This window comes from Prosthecobacter sp., from assembly GCF_014879935.1.
Classification (GTDB): domain Bacteria; phylum Verrucomicrobiota; class Verrucomicrobiia; order Verrucomicrobiales; family Verrucomicrobiaceae; genus Prosthecobacter.
This window is the reverse complement of the sequence record NZ_JACSRD010000108.1, coordinates 37,039-55,708: the sequence shown is the minus strand read 5'-3', so window position 1 is coordinate 55,708 and position 18,670 is coordinate 37,039. Positions and strand designations below refer to the sequence as shown.

The 18,670-nt window shown below is 61.2% G+C and carries 15 protein-coding genes; 12 read left to right on the top strand and 3 right to left on the bottom strand.

Annotation, left to right across the window (positions count from 1 at the left end):
• Nucleotides 1-202: 202 nt before the first annotated feature.
• Entirely contained in the window at nucleotides 203-421 is a 219-nt protein-coding gene (locus IAE77_RS07325) for a hypothetical protein (protein WP_294224034.1), read from the bottom strand.
• 48 nt (nucleotides 422-469) lie between these two features.
• The gene (locus tag IAE77_RS07320; protein ID WP_294224031.1) at nucleotides 470-1,330 is read right to left on the bottom strand and encodes an AraC family transcriptional regulator; all 861 of its coding nucleotides are present in this window, start codon (nucleotides 1,328-1,330) and stop codon (nucleotides 470-472) included.
• 103 nt (nucleotides 1,331-1,433) lie between these two features.
• Here IAE77_RS07320 and IAE77_RS07315 point away from each other — a divergent pair, with 103 nt between their 5' ends.
• The 9 genes from IAE77_RS07315 to IAE77_RS07275 all read left to right on the top strand — a co-directional run bounded on the left by IAE77_RS07315 (nucleotide 1,434) and on the right by IAE77_RS07275 (nucleotide 13,358).
• Nucleotides 1,434-2,339 (top strand): dihydrodipicolinate synthase family protein, encoded by a 906-nt coding sequence (locus IAE77_RS07315; RefSeq protein WP_294224029.1) that lies wholly within the window; start codon nucleotides 1,434-1,436, stop codon nucleotides 2,337-2,339.
• Nucleotides 2,340-2,348: 9 nt separating this feature from the next.
• Nucleotides 2,349-3,404, top strand: coding sequence for a sialidase family protein (locus IAE77_RS07310; RefSeq protein ID WP_294224027.1), 1,056 nt, complete (start codon nucleotides 2,349-2,351; stop codon nucleotides 3,402-3,404).
• A 75-nt stretch (nucleotides 3,405-3,479) separates the two neighbouring features.
• Entirely contained in the window at nucleotides 3,480-4,613 is a 1,134-nt protein-coding gene (locus IAE77_RS07305) for a sialidase family protein (RefSeq protein ID WP_294224024.1), read from the top strand.
• 31 nt (nucleotides 4,614-4,644) lie between these two features.
• A complete protein-coding gene (locus tag IAE77_RS07300) occupies nucleotides 4,645-5,793 on the top strand; it encodes a sialidase family protein (RefSeq protein ID WP_294224022.1) in 1,149 nt (382 codons plus the stop codon).
• Between the two features lie 18 nt (nucleotides 5,794-5,811).
• Nucleotides 5,812-7,512 (top strand): glycoside hydrolase family 32 protein, encoded by a 1,701-nt coding sequence (locus IAE77_RS07295; protein WP_294224020.1) that lies wholly within the window; start codon nucleotides 5,812-5,814, stop codon nucleotides 7,510-7,512.
• 22 nt (nucleotides 7,513-7,534) lie between these two features.
• Complete coding sequence (locus IAE77_RS07290) at nucleotides 7,535-9,802, top strand: GH32 C-terminal domain-containing protein (protein WP_294224017.1); 2,268 nt, start codon at nucleotides 7,535-7,537, stop codon at nucleotides 9,800-9,802.
• A gap of 97 nt (nucleotides 9,803-9,899) precedes the next feature.
• A complete protein-coding gene (locus IAE77_RS07285) occupies nucleotides 9,900-11,099 on the top strand; it encodes a PDDEXK nuclease domain-containing protein (protein ID WP_294224013.1) in 1,200 nt (399 codons plus the stop codon).
• A gap of 16 nt (nucleotides 11,100-11,115) precedes the next feature.
• Nucleotides 11,116-12,471: a sugar porter family MFS transporter gene (locus IAE77_RS07280; RefSeq protein ID WP_294224010.1), complete on the top strand. Its 1,356-nt coding sequence runs from the start codon at nucleotides 11,116-11,118 to the stop codon at nucleotides 12,469-12,471.
• Nucleotides 12,468-13,358 carry a carbohydrate kinase gene (locus IAE77_RS07275; RefSeq protein ID WP_294224007.1) on the top strand — a complete coding sequence of 297 codons (891 nt, stop codon included), beginning with the start codon at nucleotides 12,468-12,470 and terminating at the stop codon, nucleotides 13,356-13,358. The genes IAE77_RS07280 and IAE77_RS07275 overlap by 4 nt, the downstream gene beginning before the upstream one ends.
• A 95-nt stretch (nucleotides 13,359-13,453) precedes the next feature.
• Here the strand turns inward: IAE77_RS07275 and IAE77_RS07270 are convergent, their stop codons facing one another.
• The gene (locus tag IAE77_RS07270) at nucleotides 13,454-14,521 is read right to left on the bottom strand and encodes a LacI family DNA-binding transcriptional regulator (RefSeq protein ID WP_294224004.1); all 1,068 of its coding nucleotides are present in this window, start codon (nucleotides 14,519-14,521) and stop codon (nucleotides 13,454-13,456) included.
• A 95-nt stretch (nucleotides 14,522-14,616) separates the two neighbouring features.
• Between IAE77_RS07270 and IAE77_RS07265 the strand changes: the two genes are divergently transcribed.
• The 3 genes from IAE77_RS07265 to IAE77_RS07255 are packed head-to-tail and all read left to right on the top strand — an operon-like array spanning nucleotide 14,617 to nucleotide 18,666.
• On the top strand, nucleotides 14,617-16,005 hold the full coding sequence (locus IAE77_RS07265; protein ID WP_294224002.1) for an FAD-dependent oxidoreductase: 1,389 nt from the start codon (nucleotides 14,617-14,619) through the stop codon (nucleotides 16,003-16,005).
• Nucleotides 16,006-16,009: 4 nt separating this feature from the next.
• The gene (locus IAE77_RS07260) at nucleotides 16,010-17,578 is read left to right on the top strand and encodes a hypothetical protein (RefSeq protein ID WP_294224000.1); all 1,569 of its coding nucleotides are present in this window, start codon (nucleotides 16,010-16,012) and stop codon (nucleotides 17,576-17,578) included.
• Nucleotides 17,575-18,666, top strand: a complete 1,092-nt coding sequence (locus IAE77_RS07255; protein ID WP_294223998.1) for a sialidase family protein — start codon at nucleotides 17,575-17,577, stop codon at nucleotides 18,664-18,666. The genes IAE77_RS07260 and IAE77_RS07255 overlap by 4 nt, the downstream gene beginning before the upstream one ends.
• Nucleotides 18,667-18,670: the final 4 nt, after the last annotated feature.

Below are 18,670 nucleotides of genomic sequence, written 5' to 3'. Positions count from 1 at the left end.
TATGCCCCACGCTCACCGCAGGTACAACTGCATTTTCGACCCATTCTGAGGTTCTAAAACACTGCCTAGCTCTGTCAGTACCCATCGTGTGGTGATGATGAAGTCACTGCTCATCTCCAACCAATCCAATGCTTCCTGGTGCCTCGCATCATCAGGATCAAGCCATGCGATGAAGAACCAAGTGTCGGCAAAAAAATGGACTTCATGGTTTCCGCTTGGGTGTGCCGTAAAGGTAATGGTCGTGGTTGTCAGCCAGGTCTCCAATCCCGCTGCCGACGGTGCCGATGAAGTCCTTGTAGCGATTCAACATCCCCTGCCGCGGTTTTCGAGCAGGCACGATCAAGACCTCCGTCTGGTCCTCCAGATGAACGCCTTCGGGCAGCTTGATCGTGTCGTTGATGACGGTGGCGGTGATGCTCATAAGCGGAGAGTACCATCCCGCCTGAGCCGTCGCAAGCCTCCAGATACCTCAACCACCACGCGGCGATCTTCCGCTCCAGGCCTTGAAAGCCCGCGAAAAATGCGCGGCGGACTTGTAGCCGAGCTCGGCGGCCACGTTTTTCACCAGCGCATCCGGCTGCCGCAGCTTGATGGCGGCTTGCGAGAGCTTCAGACGCGTCAGGCATGCCAGCGGCGTCTCGTTGTCGTAGCGTTGAAACAACCGTGTGAAGTAGGCCGCGGACACATGACAGGCCTTCGCGGCCTGTTCGATGCTGTTGAGCACGGGGTAATTGCGCAGCAGATGACCGCGGCAGCGCAGATACGTCGCGTAAGCCGGGTCCATCTTCGTTGTGGCGGGCTGGCGACTGTCCGCGCAAAGCACCAACGCATGCTCCAGCGCCGCGCAGGCTGCCCGCAGACCAAAACGACCACCGCGCAGCGCATGATCGATCACTTCTTCGAGCAGGCTCACCACTCGCGAGGCATCCGCCACACGCAGCACACTGCCGGGGGCAAGGTCAAGATCGCTCATCAACGCGGCGGCTCTTGGACCGGTGAAGTTGAAGAAATACTTCACCATCGGCTCCTCCGCCGAGCTGCGGATCACATGCGGCATGCTGGAGTCGTAAAAGAACGCGTGCCCGGCCTCCACCTCATGCTTGCGGTTCGCCAGCGTGGCGCTGCCTTTGCCGCGGGAGACGAATTCAAAGGCCAAAAATGGGAAATCCTGCCGGTCCACGATGAAATCCGGCGCACACCATTCACAGCCGCCGCCCACGAGGCCAAGCATGGACTCATCGCTGCGTCGCTCCTGCCATGCGGGCAGGAAGAAGCGTCGCGTGCGCATCACTTGCGTGGAAAAATAGTCAGCTTGGTCGGTGGCGGGCATGCGCGGAGCATGTCAGGCTCATCAAGAATCGTCAAGCCGTTGCCAAGGATGAGCAGCGAAGGCTCATTTATCTTTGATCCTTCATCTTTTATCCTTCCAAGCCATGTCCCAATCACTCCGCGGCATCATTCCGCCCCTCGTCTCCCCTTTGCGCGATCGCGACACCCTCGACGTCGCCGGTTTGGAGCGTCTCATCGAGCATCTCATCAGCGGTGGTGTGTCGGGCCTCTTCGTGCTCGGCACCACGGGCGAAGGTCCGAGTCTGAGCTACCGCCTGCGTCGTGAATTGATCGAACGAGCCTGCAAAGTGGCCGCAGGACGCGTCCCGGTGCTTGTCGGCATTACAGACACCTCCTTCACCGAAAGCGTGAACCTCGCCAAATACTCCGCAGAGGTCGGCGCAACGCATGTGGTGCTCGCGCCGCCGTATTACTTCCCCGCCGCGCCGCCGGAGATGCTGGAGTATGTGCATGACCTCGTCGCCGAGATGCCGCTGCCGTTGTTTCTCTACAACATGCCCGGTTTGACGAAGGTGAGCTTCGAACTCGACCTCGTGCGTCGTGCTCTCGACATGCCCGGAGTCTGCGGCGTCAAAGACAGCTCGTGTGACATGATCTACTTCCACCGCCTCATCGAGATCGCGAAGCAACGCGCCGATTGGAGCGTGCTCGTCGGCCCTGAGGAACTCACTGCCGAGGCCGTGCTGCTCGGCGGCCACGGCGGCATCAATGGTGGAGCCAATTTGCATCCCAAACTCTACGTCGAGATGTATCAAGCCGCCGCCGCGCAGGACCTGCAACGCACGCGAGAGCTTCATGCTCAAGTCATGAAACTCGCCGGAGCCATCTACACCGTCGGCAAGCACAAGAGTGCCATCATCAAAGGCATCAAATGCGGCCTCAGCCTCCTCGGCATCTGCGAAGACCACATGGCGGAGCCCTTCCACCGCTTCCGCGATGCGGAAAGAGAGATCATCCGCGAAAGACTCGTCAACCTCGGCCTCTTGTAATCACACATCATGAAAAAGCTCCTCTGCGCTCTCCTTGTCTCTGCGGTGTCCCTTCAAGCTGCTGATCCCGCTATCCTCACCACCGAGTACATCTACGACACCGGACCTTACCCGCAGATCCACGCGACGACGATCACCGAAACGCCCACGGGGCTCGTCACGGCGTGGTTTGGCGGCACGGCGGAGAAAAATCCGGATGTGTGCATCTGGGTGTCGCGTCAGCTTCCCGATGGCAAATGGACCGAAGGCGTCGAAACCGCAAACGGCGTGCAACCCGACGGCACACGGCATCCGACATGGAATCCGGTGCTGTTTCAGCCGAAGGACGCGCCGCTGATGCTCTTCTACAAAGTCGGCCCATCACCGAGCACGTGGTGGGGCGAGCTCAAAACGAGCACCGATGGCGGCAAAACATGGTCTGCGGCCCAAAAGCTGCCCAAAGGCATCTTCGGCCCGATCAAGAACAAGCCCGTCCAACTCGCCAATGGCGATATTTTGTGCCCCACGAGCAACGAGACCGATACGAAGCCCAGCGCCTGGGCCATCTACTTCGAGCGCACCTCAGATCTCGGCAAGACATGGACACGCACCGAGTTGCTGCACGATGGTTTGAAGATCAGCGCCATTCAGCCGAGCCTTCTCTTCCTTGGTGGTGACAAGATTCAAGCCGTGGGCCGCACACGGCAGAGCAAAGTCTTCCAAATCACCTCCGAAGACGCCGGCAAGACCTGGGGCGAGATTTCACTCACCGACCTGCCCAATCCCAACTCCGGCACCGATGCCGTCACGCTCGCCGATGGTCGTCATCTGCTGATTTACAACCACACCGCTCGCGGCCGCAGCCCGCTGAACCTCGCCGTGAGCAAGGACGGCAAGACTTGGGAAGCCGCGCTCACCTTTGAAGACGAACCCAAGAAGGAGTTCAGCTATCCCGCCATCATCCAGACGAAGGACGGCCTCGTTCACATCACCTACACCTGGCAGCGGAAGAAGGTGAAGCACATCGTCCTCGATCCCGCCAAGCTGACCACGAAGCCGATGCTCAACGGCGAGTGGCCGCAGTGAAGTAGCTTCGATCCATAATCGAAGCCGAATCCTCTCCAAACCAGTCGATTGCCAATCGACTCTTCGACCATGCCCATGCACAAAACCCTCCTTGCGGCCTTATTCACTGTTGCCACAGCCTTCGCTCAAACCACGGGCGATGTTCGTGACGTTCGCGTGATTCGCACTGCCGATCAGGAGCCGCGAGCCGCGCTTCTGGGGCAGCCGAGCATCGCCCTGTGGAAGGAGAAGTATCTCGTTGTCGCTTACCAAAAAGGCATCGCTGGCAAAACGGACATGGGCAGCATCGACGCGGTCATCTCCAGTGATGACGGGAAGTCATGGAGCATCCCGAGCACGATCTTTGATCACGAACAACGTCATGGGGCCATGCAGTTCGGTTACTGCAATGCGGTGCTCTTCAAGCCACCGGGACAGGAGGTGCTCTGGTGCTATGCCATGCGCTGCCCGCTGAACTACGCCGACAGCGAGGATTCGCATCTCGCGGCTGCTTACAGCGGTGATGGCGGTCGCTCTTGGAATCCGGTCGAGCTGGCGATGCACTACACTGGTCCGCTCGTCATCCTTGGCGAGATCCAGCGCATCATGGAAAACGGTCAGCCGGTCTATCTGCTGCCCGCGCATCGCAACACGAAGCGTGCCGATCCGCTCGGTCAGCGCGAGCATTTTGTGCTGCGCAGCACCAGCCTGCTCGACTGGCATCTCGGTGGCTATGTGCCGCAGCCTGAGCCTGGGAAAATCTTCCTTCATGAAGGCCAGATTGCGGTCATCAATGAGCAGCAGCACCTCAAGATGGTCATGCGCACATCTGCGGAAGGAAGAGAAGGCGGTATGGCTGATGGTGGCGCTCTCGATCCACCACGAGCTTGGTCCAGCACCAGCACCGACGGCGGTCAGACATGGAGCGTCGCCAAACAGGAGCCCGATCTTTGGAACACCGTTTCAGAAGCTTGGTTTGGCCAGTCTCAGGCGGGCAGCCAGCTCTATGTGTATAACGATGGCCCCGCGCGAAGCCGCATGGCGCTCCGCTACAAAGTGAAGCCCGCAAACGGCCTCTGGAGTGCCGAGCGCACCTTCTTCGACGCGGGCATCCACAACTCCTATCCCACCCTCATCGAAATCGCTCCCGGCGAGTATCGCGCCGTGTGGGACAGCGGCGATGAGAAGCGTCATCGTCGCTCCATCCGATTCGGGAAACTCACGCTGTAAGCCCAATCCAAAGCCTTTTGATTCAACCACCATGCACAAAACCCTCCTCACACTCTCCTTCTTCGCCACTTGCTCGCTCGTTTTCGGTGATGAAAAGCTCGAAATCATCAAACCCGGCTCGCTTACCGTTGCGGCGCCCACAGTCAGTCCTGCATCGCGGGAGAATGTGATCATTTACAAGGAACCGGACCGCTACGGCGGCTGGCCGGCGAATCACGGGCTGTGGCAGTGGGGCGATGAGATGGTCGTGGGCTTCACTTCGACGTGGTATAAATCGACGACGACCGATCATCGCATCGACCGCACCAAGCCGAGTTATGAGATTCAGGCTCGCAGTCTCGATGGCGGCAAGACGTGGAAGACGGAGGAGAACCTGCCCTTTGCCGATCACAAAGCCGAAGCGAAGCCAACAGCACTGACGGAGCCTCTCGACTTCACCGCACCGGACTTCGCGCTCATGTTCCGCTTTGGCGGACTGCATGCGGGGCCGTCGTGGTTTTACACGAGCACGGATCGCTGCAAGACTTGGCGCGGGCCGTTCAAGTTCACGGTTGAAGGCGTGGAAGGCATCTGCACGCGAACCGATCTCATCGTGCTCGGGCCGCGCGGTTGCCTCATGTTTGGCAGTTGCGGCAAGAAAAACGACGGCAAAGAAGGTCGCGTCTTTTGCGCACGCACGACCGACGGCGGTGTGACATGGAAACTCGTCTCCTACATCGGAGAAGAACCACAACCGGGCGGTTTTGCCATCATGCCGAGCACGGTGCGCACGAAAAGCGGCGCCCTGCTCACCACCATCCGCATGGGCAAACCCAACGCTGACATCCAGCTTTGGCGCAGCGATGATCTCGGCCAGACCTGGCAGCATGTGAGTGCCGTCACGGGCAACATCGGCGGCAATCCTCCTGCCACCGTCCTGCTGCCGGATGGCCGTCTCTGTGTAAGCTATGGCCACCGCCGGAAACCCACCGGCATCCGTGCGCGCATCAGCGTCGATGAAGGCAAAACCTGGCAGCCCGAGATCGTGATCCGCGATGACGGTTTCGATGGCGATCTCGGCTATCCGCGTGCGCTCGTGCGGCCGGATGGCAGGCTTTTCACCGCCTATTACTACAACGGCCCACGCGAGGAGGATCGCGGCATCGAGGGCACGTTCTGGACGCCGCCAGCCCGTCCTTGAACACGCCAACCATCGTTCATGAACCTTCGCCATCTTCTCATCGCTCTTTCGTGCTTCGCCCACGCTCACGCACAGGAGGAAGCCACTCGTTCGCTCACGCTTGATGCGCGATTGCTGAATCTGCCGGTGTGCAACGGTGCACCGAAACAGCTCGTGAAACTGGAAGTCGGAGGCAAGAAGGTGCGGGAGTTTGAGATTGAGTTCACGAGCGAGAAGAAGCCGGAATTTTATATCTTTCTCGATGTCACGGCGTGGAAGGGACAGTCGGCGATTTTGCATGGCCCCGCAGCGGTGATCGCTGCCATCGAGAGTGGCGATGAAATCAAGACGAGCGTGCCGGTGTATGCGGAGACGTGGCGACCGCAGTTTCATTTTACGTCGATGCGCGGACGGCTGAATGATCCGAACGGCCTGCTGCACTACGACGGCGAGCATCATCTGTTTTACCAACTGCATCCCTACGGCGTGAAAAGCGGCAGCAAGAGCTGGGGGCATGCGGTGAGCCGCGATTTCCTGCACTGGGAGGAGCTGCCCATCGCGATTCATGCGGAGGGCGAGGGCATGATGTTCTCCGGCTCGGGCGTGGTGGATTGGAAGAACACGACGGGCTTCCAAACGGGCAAAGAACCGCCGCTCGTGCTCATCTACACCGCCACGGGACCGCCGCGCGATCAACGGCTCGCCTTCAGCAATGATCGCGGTCGCACATGGACGAAGTATGCGGGGAATCCGGTGCTGCCGGAGGTGGCGCACAACAATCGTGACCCCAAAGTCTTCTGGCACGAGCCCACGCAGCTCTGGGTCATGATCCTGCATTGCACCGAGAAGGGCAAAAAGCTCCCGCCGATTGATCCGAAGGACCCGACGCGCAAATCAGGCGAGTTCGTCTTCTTCACCTCGCCCGATTTGAAGCAGTGGAAGCGCGAGGGCAGCGTCATCGGCTTTGCGGAGTGCCCGGATCTTTTCCCGATGAAGATCGAAGGCACCGAGAAGACGAAGTGGATCGTCCACGGCGGTCTCGGCGAGTATTTCGTGGGCGACTTCGACGGGCGGAACTTCACGCGCACCAGTGATTTGCTGCACGGGCCCTATGGCAGCGCCTACTACGCTGGTCAAAACTACAGCGACATGCGCGATGGCCGCGTCGTGCAGCAAGGCTGGGCCAAGATGGGCGACAACTTTTTCCCCGGCATGCCCTTCGCGCAGATGATGAACATCCCGTGCGAAATCACGCTGCGAAACACCGGTCGCGGCCCGCGCCTCGTCTGGCAGCCAGTGCGTGAGATCGAAACGCTCCGCGCGAAGCATCACGCCATCGCCGCAAGCGTGCTGAATGCGCAAAGCGATCCGCTCCACGACGTGCAGACGCCTTTCTTCGACCTCCACGCCGTCATCGACGTCGGCACCGCCACGGAGATCACGTTCGACCTGCGCGGCACGCCCTTCGTCATCGACGTGAAGAAGCAAAAACTCACCAGCGGCAAAGCCAGCATGCCCATGCCCATCCGCGAAGGCCGCCTCGATCTCCGCCTCCTCAGCGACCACAGCCTTATCGAAATCTTCACCGACAAGGGCTTCAAGTTCGGCGCCTTCCAGCACATGCCGAATGCTGAAGCCCGCATCGCGCCGAAGCTCACAGCCTCCGGCGGTGAAGCGAAGATCGTGTCACTCGATGTGCATGAGTTGAAGTCGGTGTGGCCGATTTCCAAGAAGAACTGAAAACCGCTTTCATTACCCTTTTATGCTCACGCGCCTCTTCAGCCTCACTCTCGCATTTTCGCTCACCGCTCATGCCTTCGAGCCAAAGGACATCTTCAAAGACGCGGTCCTGGTTTTGCAGCTGGATGGCTTGGCGGCTTCGAGTGGTGTCATGATGAAAGCCGACGGCGCGGTGAAGGTCGGCGTGGAGTTGAAGGGCAAGGAGCGGGACGAATCACTTGCTCGTGGTGGCGATGGGAAGGTGGCGGTGTTTGAGGGGGGCGTTTTGACGGAGGTGATCGGTGAGAAGGGGCCGCTGAGCATCGCGGGGGAAGCGATGACGGTTTTGCTGCGGGTGCGGGGTGGTGGTGAGGCTTGGAAGAGCGGCGAGGTGTTCGCTCGGCATGGCGGGCATGAGGTGACCTTGTTCAATCTGCATGTGAACAAGGGCGAGCTGGGCTTTGAGTTGGGCGTGCAGGAGAAAAAGGGGCTCGCGGGAAGGCTGGCGGTGCCGTTGGAGAGCATCACGAAGGGCGGATGGCATGATGTGATCGCTCGATTCGATGGCGCGAAGCTGCTGCTCTTCGTCGATGGCGTGGCGGCGGGCTCGGTGAAGGTCGCGGGACATTTGCGGGCGGAGAACAAGCTGCCTTTCACGCTCGGGAAGGCGATGCGCGGCCAGGTGGATCATGCGGCGGTGTGGACGCGGGCCTTGAGCGATGCGGAGGTGGCGACGTTGAGTGGTGGAGCGAAGGCGATTGCGGAAAAGAACACGGGTCGACTGCGCGAGATCGAGAAGGTCACCGGGCGCGATGATTTGAAGCTCGTGGACAAACTCCGCGCGGCTCGCGAACTGCGGGAGCAGATTCAGAGCGATCCCTTGCGTCCGCGCTGGCATCTCGGCACGCCGGATGGCGTGTGGAATGACATCAACGGCACGGTATTTTGGAAGGGTCGCTACCATGTGTTTTTCCAGAGCCTCATCGCGCCGGACGCGGCCACGGTTTTGAGCGGCGGCGATGTCGGCACGAATCGCAAGGAGTGGACGCATGCCTCCAGCGCGGATCTCGTGCACTGGGTGTATCGCGGCACGTCGTTGCGGCCGGTGTTCGATGGCTCGCAGCCGAAAGGGTTCTACAGCGGCGACATGATCGACGGCGCGGACGTTCCGACGCTGATCTACCACATTCCCGGCCAAGGCACGGCCATCGCGAAGCCGGTGAATGCGGACGATCCCGAGTTGATCGAATGGCAGCCGATCCAAGAGAACCCGGTCATCAAGCTCGAAGGTGCGCCGGAGGAAGTCGTCATCTTTGATCCCTTCGCGTGGAAGGAGGGCGACCTCTACTACGCGCTCATCGGCAACAAAAACAAACGCCCCGGCTTCGAGGGCGACACGACGAGCCTGTATCGCTCGCGTGACTTGCTGAAGTGGGAATACCGCGGCCCGTTTTACCAATCGGATCGCAAGTGGACCACCGAGGTCGAGGACTGCGCCTGCCCGGATTTTTATCCCATCGGCCAGGGAAAGCACATGCTGCTCATGCACACGCACATGCCGTATTTTCAGGCGCAGTATTACATTGGCACCTGGGACGCGAAGGCCGAGCGCTTCACGCCGGAGCGACATGGCAAAATGAACTGGCCCGGCGGTCATCTCGCCGCGCCGGAGACGCTGCTCGATGCGAAAGGCCGCCGCATCTTCTGGGGCTGGGTGCGCGAGGCTCGCAAAGGGGCCACGAGCAAAGGTTGGGGCTCCGTAGCCACGCTGCCGCGACTCTTTTCGCTGCATGACGATGGCGAGTTGAAGATCGAACCCGCGCCCGAACTCGAATCCCTGCGCTACGACGAACGTCGTCACACCGACCTCAAAGTGAGCGCCACACGCGACCTCACGCTCGACGACATCCGCGGCGACAGCCTGGAGCTTCGCCTGATCATCGAACCCGACAGCGCAAAGGAGTTTGGCCTCGCCGTGCGCTGTTCGCCCGATGGCAAAGAGCAAACGCCCATCGTGCTCTCGTTGCCCAAACAGACTCTGCGCACCGAACTCACGAAATCCGGCGCGGAAGGCAACTTCAAGGACATCACCGAGCAAGTCGCGCCGATGCCGTTGAAGGCCGACGAGCCCGTTCGCGTGCGAGTTTTCCTCGATCGCAGCATTCTCGAAGTTTTCGTGAATGAGCGCCAATGCCTCACGCAGCGCATTTATCCGGCTCGCAAGGACAGCCTCGGCGTGAAGCTCTTCACCCGCGATGGCGAGATGACCGTGAAGTCGCTCGAAGCGTGGAAGATGATGCCGGTGTTCTAAGCCGCCGTCTGCCCATGTATGAACGCAACCACTGCCACTCGCTGCTTTCTTCCACCTTGAAAAGGCAGGGCCTGTTCACCAAGCTCAGACACGCCTCATGAAAAAGCCGTCCGCCTCCAAAAACTTGCTCACCACGGCCAAAGCCAGGCCAGACAGCCTCAAAGGTCTGCTTACCGAGGTGCGCCAGCTCATCCAGAGTGCCCGCCGTGGTGTCGCTAGTGTCGTGGACACCTTCCAGGTGATGACCAACTACGAAATCGGTCGCCGCATCGTCGAGCACGAGCAGAAAGGAGCCAAGCGGGCGGCGTATGGCACGGAGCTGCTGAAGGAGCTGTCCGCGAGGCTGACGGAGGAGTTTGGAAGAGGGTTTTCGCGGTCGAACCTCCAGGCGATGCGAGCCTTCTTTATCGAGTGGCAACCCAAGGTCTCTTCGATTTGCCAGAAGCCTTCTGGTAAATTGCTCGGCGGACAAATTTTTCAGTCGGCGACTGAAAAATCTGAGACATCGAAGATTTGCCAGAAGCCTTCTGGCAAATCTGAAGCGCTTACTATTTCCCAACAGCCTATTGGGAAATTGGGAAACCCCTTCACCTTGAGCTGGTCGCACTACGTTCTGCTTCTCACCATCAAAGACCCGGATGAACGCAGCTTCTACGAGATCGAGGCAACTAACGCTGGCTGGTCGGTGCCGGAGTTGAAGCGCCAGAAAGCCTCCTGCCTCTACGAGCGGCTGGCGCTCAGTCGGGACAAAGCGGGCATCCGGCGATTGGCCAAGGAGGGGCAGGTCATGATGAAGCCCGAGGACATGCTGAAGGAGCCGCTGGTGCTGGAGTTCCTGGGCCTGGAAGAAAAATCCGGCTACTCGGAAACCGACCTCGAACAGGCCATCATCGACCGCTTGGAGCACTTTCTACTCGAACTCGGCAAAGGCTTCCTTTTCGAGGCACGCCAGAAACGATTCACCTTCGATGAAGACCACTACTTCGTCGATCTCGTCTTCTACAATCGCCTCCTGCGTTGCTACGTCATCATCGACCTCAAGCTCGACAAAGCCACGCATCAGGACCTCGGCCAGATGCAGATGTATGTGAACTACTACGACCGCGAAGTGAAGCTGCCCGATGAAAACCCCACCATAGGCCTACTCCTCTGCAAATCGGCCAAAAAGACCGTCGTCGAGCTCACCCTGCCCAAAGACGCCAACATCCACGCCAAGGAGTATCAGCTCTACTTGCCCTCGAAGGAACTGCTGAAGCAAAAACTCGACGAATGGAGCCGGACGAAGATCAGCAAATAGAGCCTCAACGATCATTATGACACCAACCCAACCAACCACCGCCAATCCGCGCCTTTTCCTCTGGGCCATCACCTCGGCACTCGCTGGCTTTTTGTTCGGCTTTGACACCGTCGTCATCTCTGGCGCGGAAAAGACGATCCAGTCGCTGTGGAAGCTGAGCGATGCCATGCACGGCGTGGCGATGGCTTCAGCGCTGTATGGCACTGTGTTGGGTTCGCTCATCGGTGGGTGGCCCACGGATAGTTGGGGACGCAAAAAGACGCTCATCTGGGTGGGCGTGCTCTACTTTGTCTCGGCGGTGTGGTCGGGCATCGCGCCGGAAGTTTGGTCGCTCATCATCGCACGCTTCATCGGCGGTCTCGGCGTGGGTATTTCCACCGTGGCCGCGCCGCTCTACATCACCGAGATTTCGCCGCCGGATCGTCGCGGACGCCTCGCGGGCATGTTTCAGTTCAACATCGTCTTTGGCATCCTCGTGGCTTTTCTCTCGAACTACCTCCTCGGCGGCATTGGTGAGCATGCGTGGCGGTGGATGCTCGGCGTGGAGGCCGTTCCCGCGCTGTTTTACACGCTGATGTGCTTCACCTTGCCCGAGAGTCCGCGCTGGCTGCTCACGCGAAAAGCCGACCGCGAGGCCGGACTGGCTGTTTTGCGTCAAATCCAGCCTCAGGCCCCATCGGCGATCATCGAGGCTAACGCCGCGGAGATCCTTTCTGCTGCGAAACATGACGCAGCCAGCTCGCATGGCTTCTGGAGCACGAAACATCGCGTGCCGATCCTGCTGGCCTTCCTGATCGCCTTCTTCAACCAGCTATCCGGCATCAATGCGGTGCTCTATTTTGCCCCACGCATCTTTGAAATGACCGGACTCGGCGCTCAGGCCGCGCTGCTGCAGTCCATCGGCATCGGCATCACGAATCTCGTCTTCACCTTTGCCGGCCTGTGGCTCATCGACCGTCTCGGCCGACGCACGCTGCTCGTCATCGGTTCGTTCGGCTACATCGCGTCGCTCGGGCTGTGCGCGTGGGCGTTTTTCACGGAGCACTTCAGCATCGTGCCCGCGTGCATCTTTGCCTTCATCGCCGCGCATGCCATCGGCCAGGGCGCGGTCATCTGGGTCTTCATCTCGGAGATTTTTCCGGACCGCCATCGCGCCACCGGTCAGGCGCTCGGCAGTGCCACGCACTGGGTCTTTGCCGCGCTGCTCACCACCTTCTTTCCCGCGATGGTCAGCGCGTTTCCGCCGGGCTGGGTGTTTCTATTTTTCACCTTCATGATGGTGCTACAGCTCGTGTGGGTAAAAACGATGGTGCCTGAGACGAAAGGCGTGTCGCTGGAGGACATTCAGAAACAACTCGGCATTCATTCATGAGCGACAAACCGGTCATCATCGGCTTTGGCGAGCTGCTGTGGGACCTGCTGCCCGCCGGTGCCCAACTCGGCGGCGCACCCGGCAACTTCGCCTATCACGCGCATGTGCTCGGCGCGGAGGTCCACATCGTCAGCGCCATCGGCGACGATGATCTCGGCCAACGTGCTCTCGATCAACTCCGCGCCGTCGGACTCGACACACGCTTCATTTCCACGCTCAAAACGCATCCCACCGGCACCGTGCCTATCACGCTGAATGCGAACGGCCAGCCGAGCTACACCATCGTCGAAAACGTCGCGTGGGACATGATCCTGTGCTCGCCGGAGCTACTCGCACTCGCCGCCCGTGCCGATGCCGTGTGCTACGGCAGCCTCGCGCAACGTTCACCAGTCTCGCGTGATACGTTGCGCCAGTTCCTCGCCGCCACGCGACCCGATTGCCTGCGCATCTTCGACATCAACCTGCGTCCCCCGCATTTCACGAGCGAGGTCGTGCTCGACTCGCTCGCCACCGCCACGCTCTTCAAACTCAACGACGAAGAACTCCCGCAACTCGCCGCCATGCTCGGCTGCGCGTCCGATGAGCCCGAGGTCTTCGCGCATCTCTTCGCCCACTACCCGCTGCAAACCATCGCCCTCACGCGAGGTGCGAACGGAGCCACCCTCGTCACCCGCGACCACCGCCACGACCTCCCCGGCCAGCCTCCCGAACACCTCGCCGACACCGTCGGAGCCGGCGACTCCTTCACCGCCGCCCTCGTCACCAGCCTGCTCGCCGGACACTCGCTCGCTGAAGCAGGCACGCGAGCCATTCGCCACGCGAGCTACGTGTGCTCCCAGCCCGGTGCGATGCCGGAGATGGGGGCGTTTTTGGCGAGAGCAAAGTAGCCATCTCGCTCCGTCGAGATGAGCCTTGTGCGTTCGCGAACGCGATGACGTCGAACCCATCGAAAGCGCTGAGTTCCTCTCGCGGAGCGAGAGGACTACTTTGCTTCGCGGATTCGATGACGTGGGCTCTTTGCGATCACCTTCCGCGCCGTCTTGCCAGCGGACCATTTTCCTTCGGCGAGCAGGCTCGACGGATGATCGGGAATGCCGCGCTCTTGACGATGAATCATCCCGACGACGGCATCGACGGCCATGCGGCCGATGAGGGCGGGGCTTTCGTCCATGCCGCTGATGTTTGTGGGAGCATCTGGGATGGAGGCGGTGGCGAGGCCGAGGTGCTTGGGGACTTCGAGGCCGGCTTTTTTCAGCCAGGCGGTGACTTGCGTGGTCCAGGAGCCGGAGACGATGACGGCGTCCGGTTCGGTCTCGCGGAACCACTTCATGAAGGCGCTCGCGTCGAAGACATCGGCGAGCAGCGGCTCCAGACGGTCGCTGGCGGTCTCGCGCTGGGCGATGAGGTAGCCGCTGAGGTAGTTTTGATCGACGCGGGCATTGCTGGCGGAGGGCAGCGCGAGGCCGATGCGTCGATAACCAAGCGCATGAAGCTGATGCACGGTGTGCTTCATGTTCCGCGCCTGATGATTCATCACGACATGAAGCTGCGGCTGTCGCAGCGAGTAGCCGAGCGCGACGGCGGAGAAGGGTTTCAGGTCAAAGGCGAGCACGTTTTGCTTGTCCGGCAGCGGCGCGACGATGAGGCCCTGCACACCGCGGGCGAGCAACACCTGCGCCGCACGTTTCGGTGTGAGACCCGGCCCGTTCACCCAAAACGGCTCGACTTGATAGCCCAGCTCCGCCGCGCGTTTGCAGGCACCATTGAAATAGCCTTCCGCATGAATCATGCGCCGCCAGCCATCGGCGCTTGGAAAGCTGGTGAGCCATGCAAGCGTGCCCTGGTAGCGTTTCGCGCGGTTGTTGATGCGATACGCGTTCAAAGCCGCCAGCGCAGGGTCCGGCTGATAACCATGCTTCTTCGCCAGCTTGCGGATGTGCTCGCGTCGCGAGGCGGAGATCGACGGATGATCCCGCAACGCCAGCGAGATGGTCATGGGCGAGACACCGGCGATTTTCGCGAGGTCGCGCTGGGAGATGCGGTAGGTCATGGTTGAAGGTGTGAACGCAGGCGACGGGCTTCACTTTACAGGAACAACAACCCATCTGTCGCTGAAAAGCTCTGCGCGGCTCAAGATGGTGGCGCATGACAGAAAGCTCCTCGAACATGGATGTGATCGTCTCCGGTGGTGGACCCGCCGGGGTCGCGGCGGCGTTGGCGGCGGCGAGGCGTGGGGCGCGGACCTTGCTGCTGGAGCGCTATGGGTTCTGCGGTGGGATGGCGACGGCGGGGCTGGTGAATCCTTGGGCGGGTCATGCGTGGCATGATCATGTGGATGAGCAGAATGCGCCTCGGGCCTCGCTGATTGGCGGTGTGTTCAAGGAGGTGAATCTGCGGTTGCAGGCGGGCGGTGGGTTTGGCTCGGTGCTGTCGGACTCGGCGTTTGATGATGAGCTGCTGAAGCGTGTGTATGACGAGCTGCTTCTCAAAGCGGGCGTGCAGGTGCGCTATCACAGCTATGTGTCGTCGCTGGTGATGGATGGGCGGCGCATCCAGGCGGTGAAGGTGATTTCGAAGGGCGGCGAGGAGACGTTTGCGGCGAAATGCTTTGTCGATGCCTCTGGCGATGCCGATCTGGCGGCGCGGGCGGGTTGCGAGTTCACCATCGGGCGACCGGAGGACGGGCTGACGCAGGCGATGACGGTGAGCTTTCGCATGGCGAACGTGGACAAGCGCGAGATGCACGCCACGGGCAGTCTGCGAAAGGCGCGGGCGCTGGTGGAGCCTTACTTCCAGGCGGCGCTGGCCTCGGGCGAGCTGCATTACCCGCACCGCAACTTCATCCACTTCTACGATTACCCGCGAGCTGGTGTGCTGCACTTCAACATGACGCGCATCAACTGCGTCTCCGGTCTCAGCGCGGCGGACCTGAGTGCGGCGGAGATGGAAGGTCGCAGGCAGGCGTATGTGCTGGCGGACTGGTTGCGCAAGTCGGTGCCGTGCTTTGCGGAGTCGTATCTGGAAAAGATCGCCACGCAGGTCGGTGTGCGTGAGACGCGGCACATCATCGGGCGGCACACGATGACGGCAGAGGACATCGTGGAAGCGCGGAAGTTCAGCGATGGCATCACGCGCTCGCGTTACTTCATCGACATCCACAATCCTGCCGGCGCCAAAGACGTGCATCAGGTGGATGGCGAGAAAGGCAAGGTGAAGACCGGCTTTGGTCCGCCTGCGGGCGATTTTTACGAGGTGACGTTTCGCAGTCTGGTGCCGCTGGATTGCCCGAACCTGCTCGTGGCCTGTCGGGCGCTCTCCGCCACGCATGAAGCGGCGGCGGCGGTGCGGGTGATGGCAACAATGCATGGCATCGGCGAGGCCGCGGGCATCGCGTGTGCGCGGGCCTGCGAGCAAGGCATCGACGTGGCGGACGTGCCCGGTGAATGGGTGCGCACGCAGATTCCCTACATGCACGAAGGGCCGGACTTTGGCGCTCCGTGGCAGCGTCCGACCACCTTCAACACACAAGCCTGAGACCATGAACGTGCACTGGATCGACCTGCTCGTCATCGCGGCCTACTTTGCCGTGACGCTCGTGGTGGGCCTGCGCTTCTCGCGGAAGAATCGCAGCACGGAACGCTACTTCCTCGGTGACCGTTCGTTCCCCGGCTGGGCCGTCGGTTTGAGCTTCATCGGCGGCACGATCAGCTCCGTGACCTTCACCGCGTATCCGGCGGACAGTTTCAAAACGTCGTGGGTGCGGCTCTTGCCAAATCTCGCGTTTCCCATGGTCGCGCTGGTCGCGGCGTGGCTCTTTGTGCCCTTCTTCCGAGGTGGTCGAGCGAGTTCGGCCTATCACTATCTGCATCTGCGCTTCGGTGCGCCGGTGAGTGTGTATGCGGCGCTGGTGTATCTCGTCGCGCAGGTCGTGCGCATGGCCACCATCACCTATCTGCTCGCCGTGCTGCTCTCGAATCTCCTCGGGCTCGATCTCGTGCTGTGCGCGGCGCTCGTCGCGGGTTTCACCGGCTTGTATGCGACGAAGGGCGGCTTTGAGGCCGTGGTGTGGACGGAGGTGCTGCAAACCATCGTGCTCATCGCGGGTGCGCTGGGTTGTGTGCTCGTCGTTTTGCATGCGGTGCCCGGTGGCTTTGCGGAAGTGTGGGCGCAGGCCGTCGGCGCGGAGAAGATTTCGTTTCGCGACCTGGATGCCGCCACGGGTGCGCTCGAGCCTTTGCGCGGAGGTTTCTCCTTCTCGGAAAAAACCGCCGCCATGCTGATGCTCGTCGGCGCGGCGCAATACATCGCCGGTCAGCTCGATCAGGACACCGTGCAGCGATGGTGCGCGGCGAAATCGGCCAAGGAAGCCCGCAAATCCATGTGGGTGCTCGGCCTCGGCGCGTTGCCGATCTGGACCACGTTCATGTTTCTCGGCACCTGCCTGTGGGTTTACTACCAGCAGCATCCCGACGACCTCTCGCGCGAGGTGCTCGCAGGCACGCGCAAGGCGGAGGACATCCTGCCGCACTTCATCATCACCGCGCTGCCGCATGGCGTGGCAGGTCTCGTCATCTCCGCCGCGCTCGCCGCAGGCATGTCCAGCCTCGGCACCTGCGTGAGCGCTGCGGGCATGGTGTGGGTGAATGACCTCTACCGGAAGCACCTCGTGCGCGACCGCGATGACGTGCACTATTTGACCACGGGCAAACTCACCTCCGTGATGCTCTCGCTGCTCATGATGGGCGGAGCGGTGCTGTTTCACCTCGCCGATGGCAAGACGCTCATGGACACGTCCATCACCGTCACCGCGATGTTTGGAGGCGGCATCGCGGGCGCGTTCCTCTTCGGCATCTTCACGCGCCTCGGCGACCACCGCGCCGTGCTCGCCGGCATGGCCGCCACAGTCGCGTTCACCGCGTATGCGGCGCTGATGCAGTTCAAAGTGCTCCCGCGCACCTTCGATCCCTACTACACCGCCATCCTCGCGAACGGCGTCATGTTCGCCGTGTGCTTCGTCGCCTCGAAATGCCTGCCCACGAACCCTCGCGACCTCTCACGGCTCACGCTTTGGGATCGCGAACAGTCGCCGGACCACGACACGCCATGAAAACACTCCTCACGCTGCTTTTTGCCCTCATCGGCCTCGCGCAGGCACAAATGCCCGAAGTGGAGCATCGTGTCGTTTATCATCGCGAAGACGAGTTCGCCGCGTGGCCGGCGAATGAAGGTCTGTGGAGTTGGGGCGATGAAGTCCTCGTCGGGTTCAACGTCGCGAAGTTCGAGGAGCGCGGCAACAAACACAGCCTCGTCGGCGAGATGGGCGTCGCCTTCGCACGCAGTCTCGATGGCGGCCAAACGTGGACGGTGGAGCGTCACGCGAACGTCCAGCCGCCCGCGAAGCTCGCCAGTCCCTCGCGTCATCAGCCCTCGCCCGGCGGCATCGACTTCACGCATCCCGATTTCGCGATGAAACTGCGCGGACGCTTCTTTTTCACCTCCACTGATCGCGGTCACTCGTGGCAGGGCGCGTATCGCGTGCCCGACTTCGGCCAGGACATGGACGCACGCACCAGCTACGTCGTCACCGGCAAGTCAGCGTGCCTCTTTTTCATCCCCTGCACCATGAATGACGGTCGCGGCACCCGCATCCGCTCCTGCGCGGTCGAGACCACCGATGGCGGCGAGAGCTTCCACTTCCTCTCGTGGATCGGCCCCGACCTGATCGAATCCTTGCCAAAGAAAAGCCGCACCCAAGAGCCCTACATATCCTCCACCATGCCCTCTGTCGTGCGCCTCGATGATGGGCGACTCGTCTGTGCCCTGCGCAATCGCATCGGACGCGGCAAGTGGAGCCGCATCGAGGAATCCACCGATGGTGGTCGCACCTGGACGAGCGTCACCACGCTCGAAAAAGGCAGCACCAATCCCATTTCGCTGCTCCACCTCGGCGGCAATCGTCTCGCCGCGGTCTATGGCAACCGCCGCAGCGTGCCCTGCCAGCTCAGCGCCAAACTCAGCGACGACGGCGGTCGCACTTGGGGCAACGAAATCACCCTCCGCGCCGACGGCCGCAAATGGGACCTCGGCTACACCCGCGCCGCCCTCCGCCCCGATGGCCGAATCGTCATCCTCTACTACTTCAGCACCGCCCAGATCCCACAACAGCACATTGAGGCAGCGATCTGGCGGCCGTGAACCT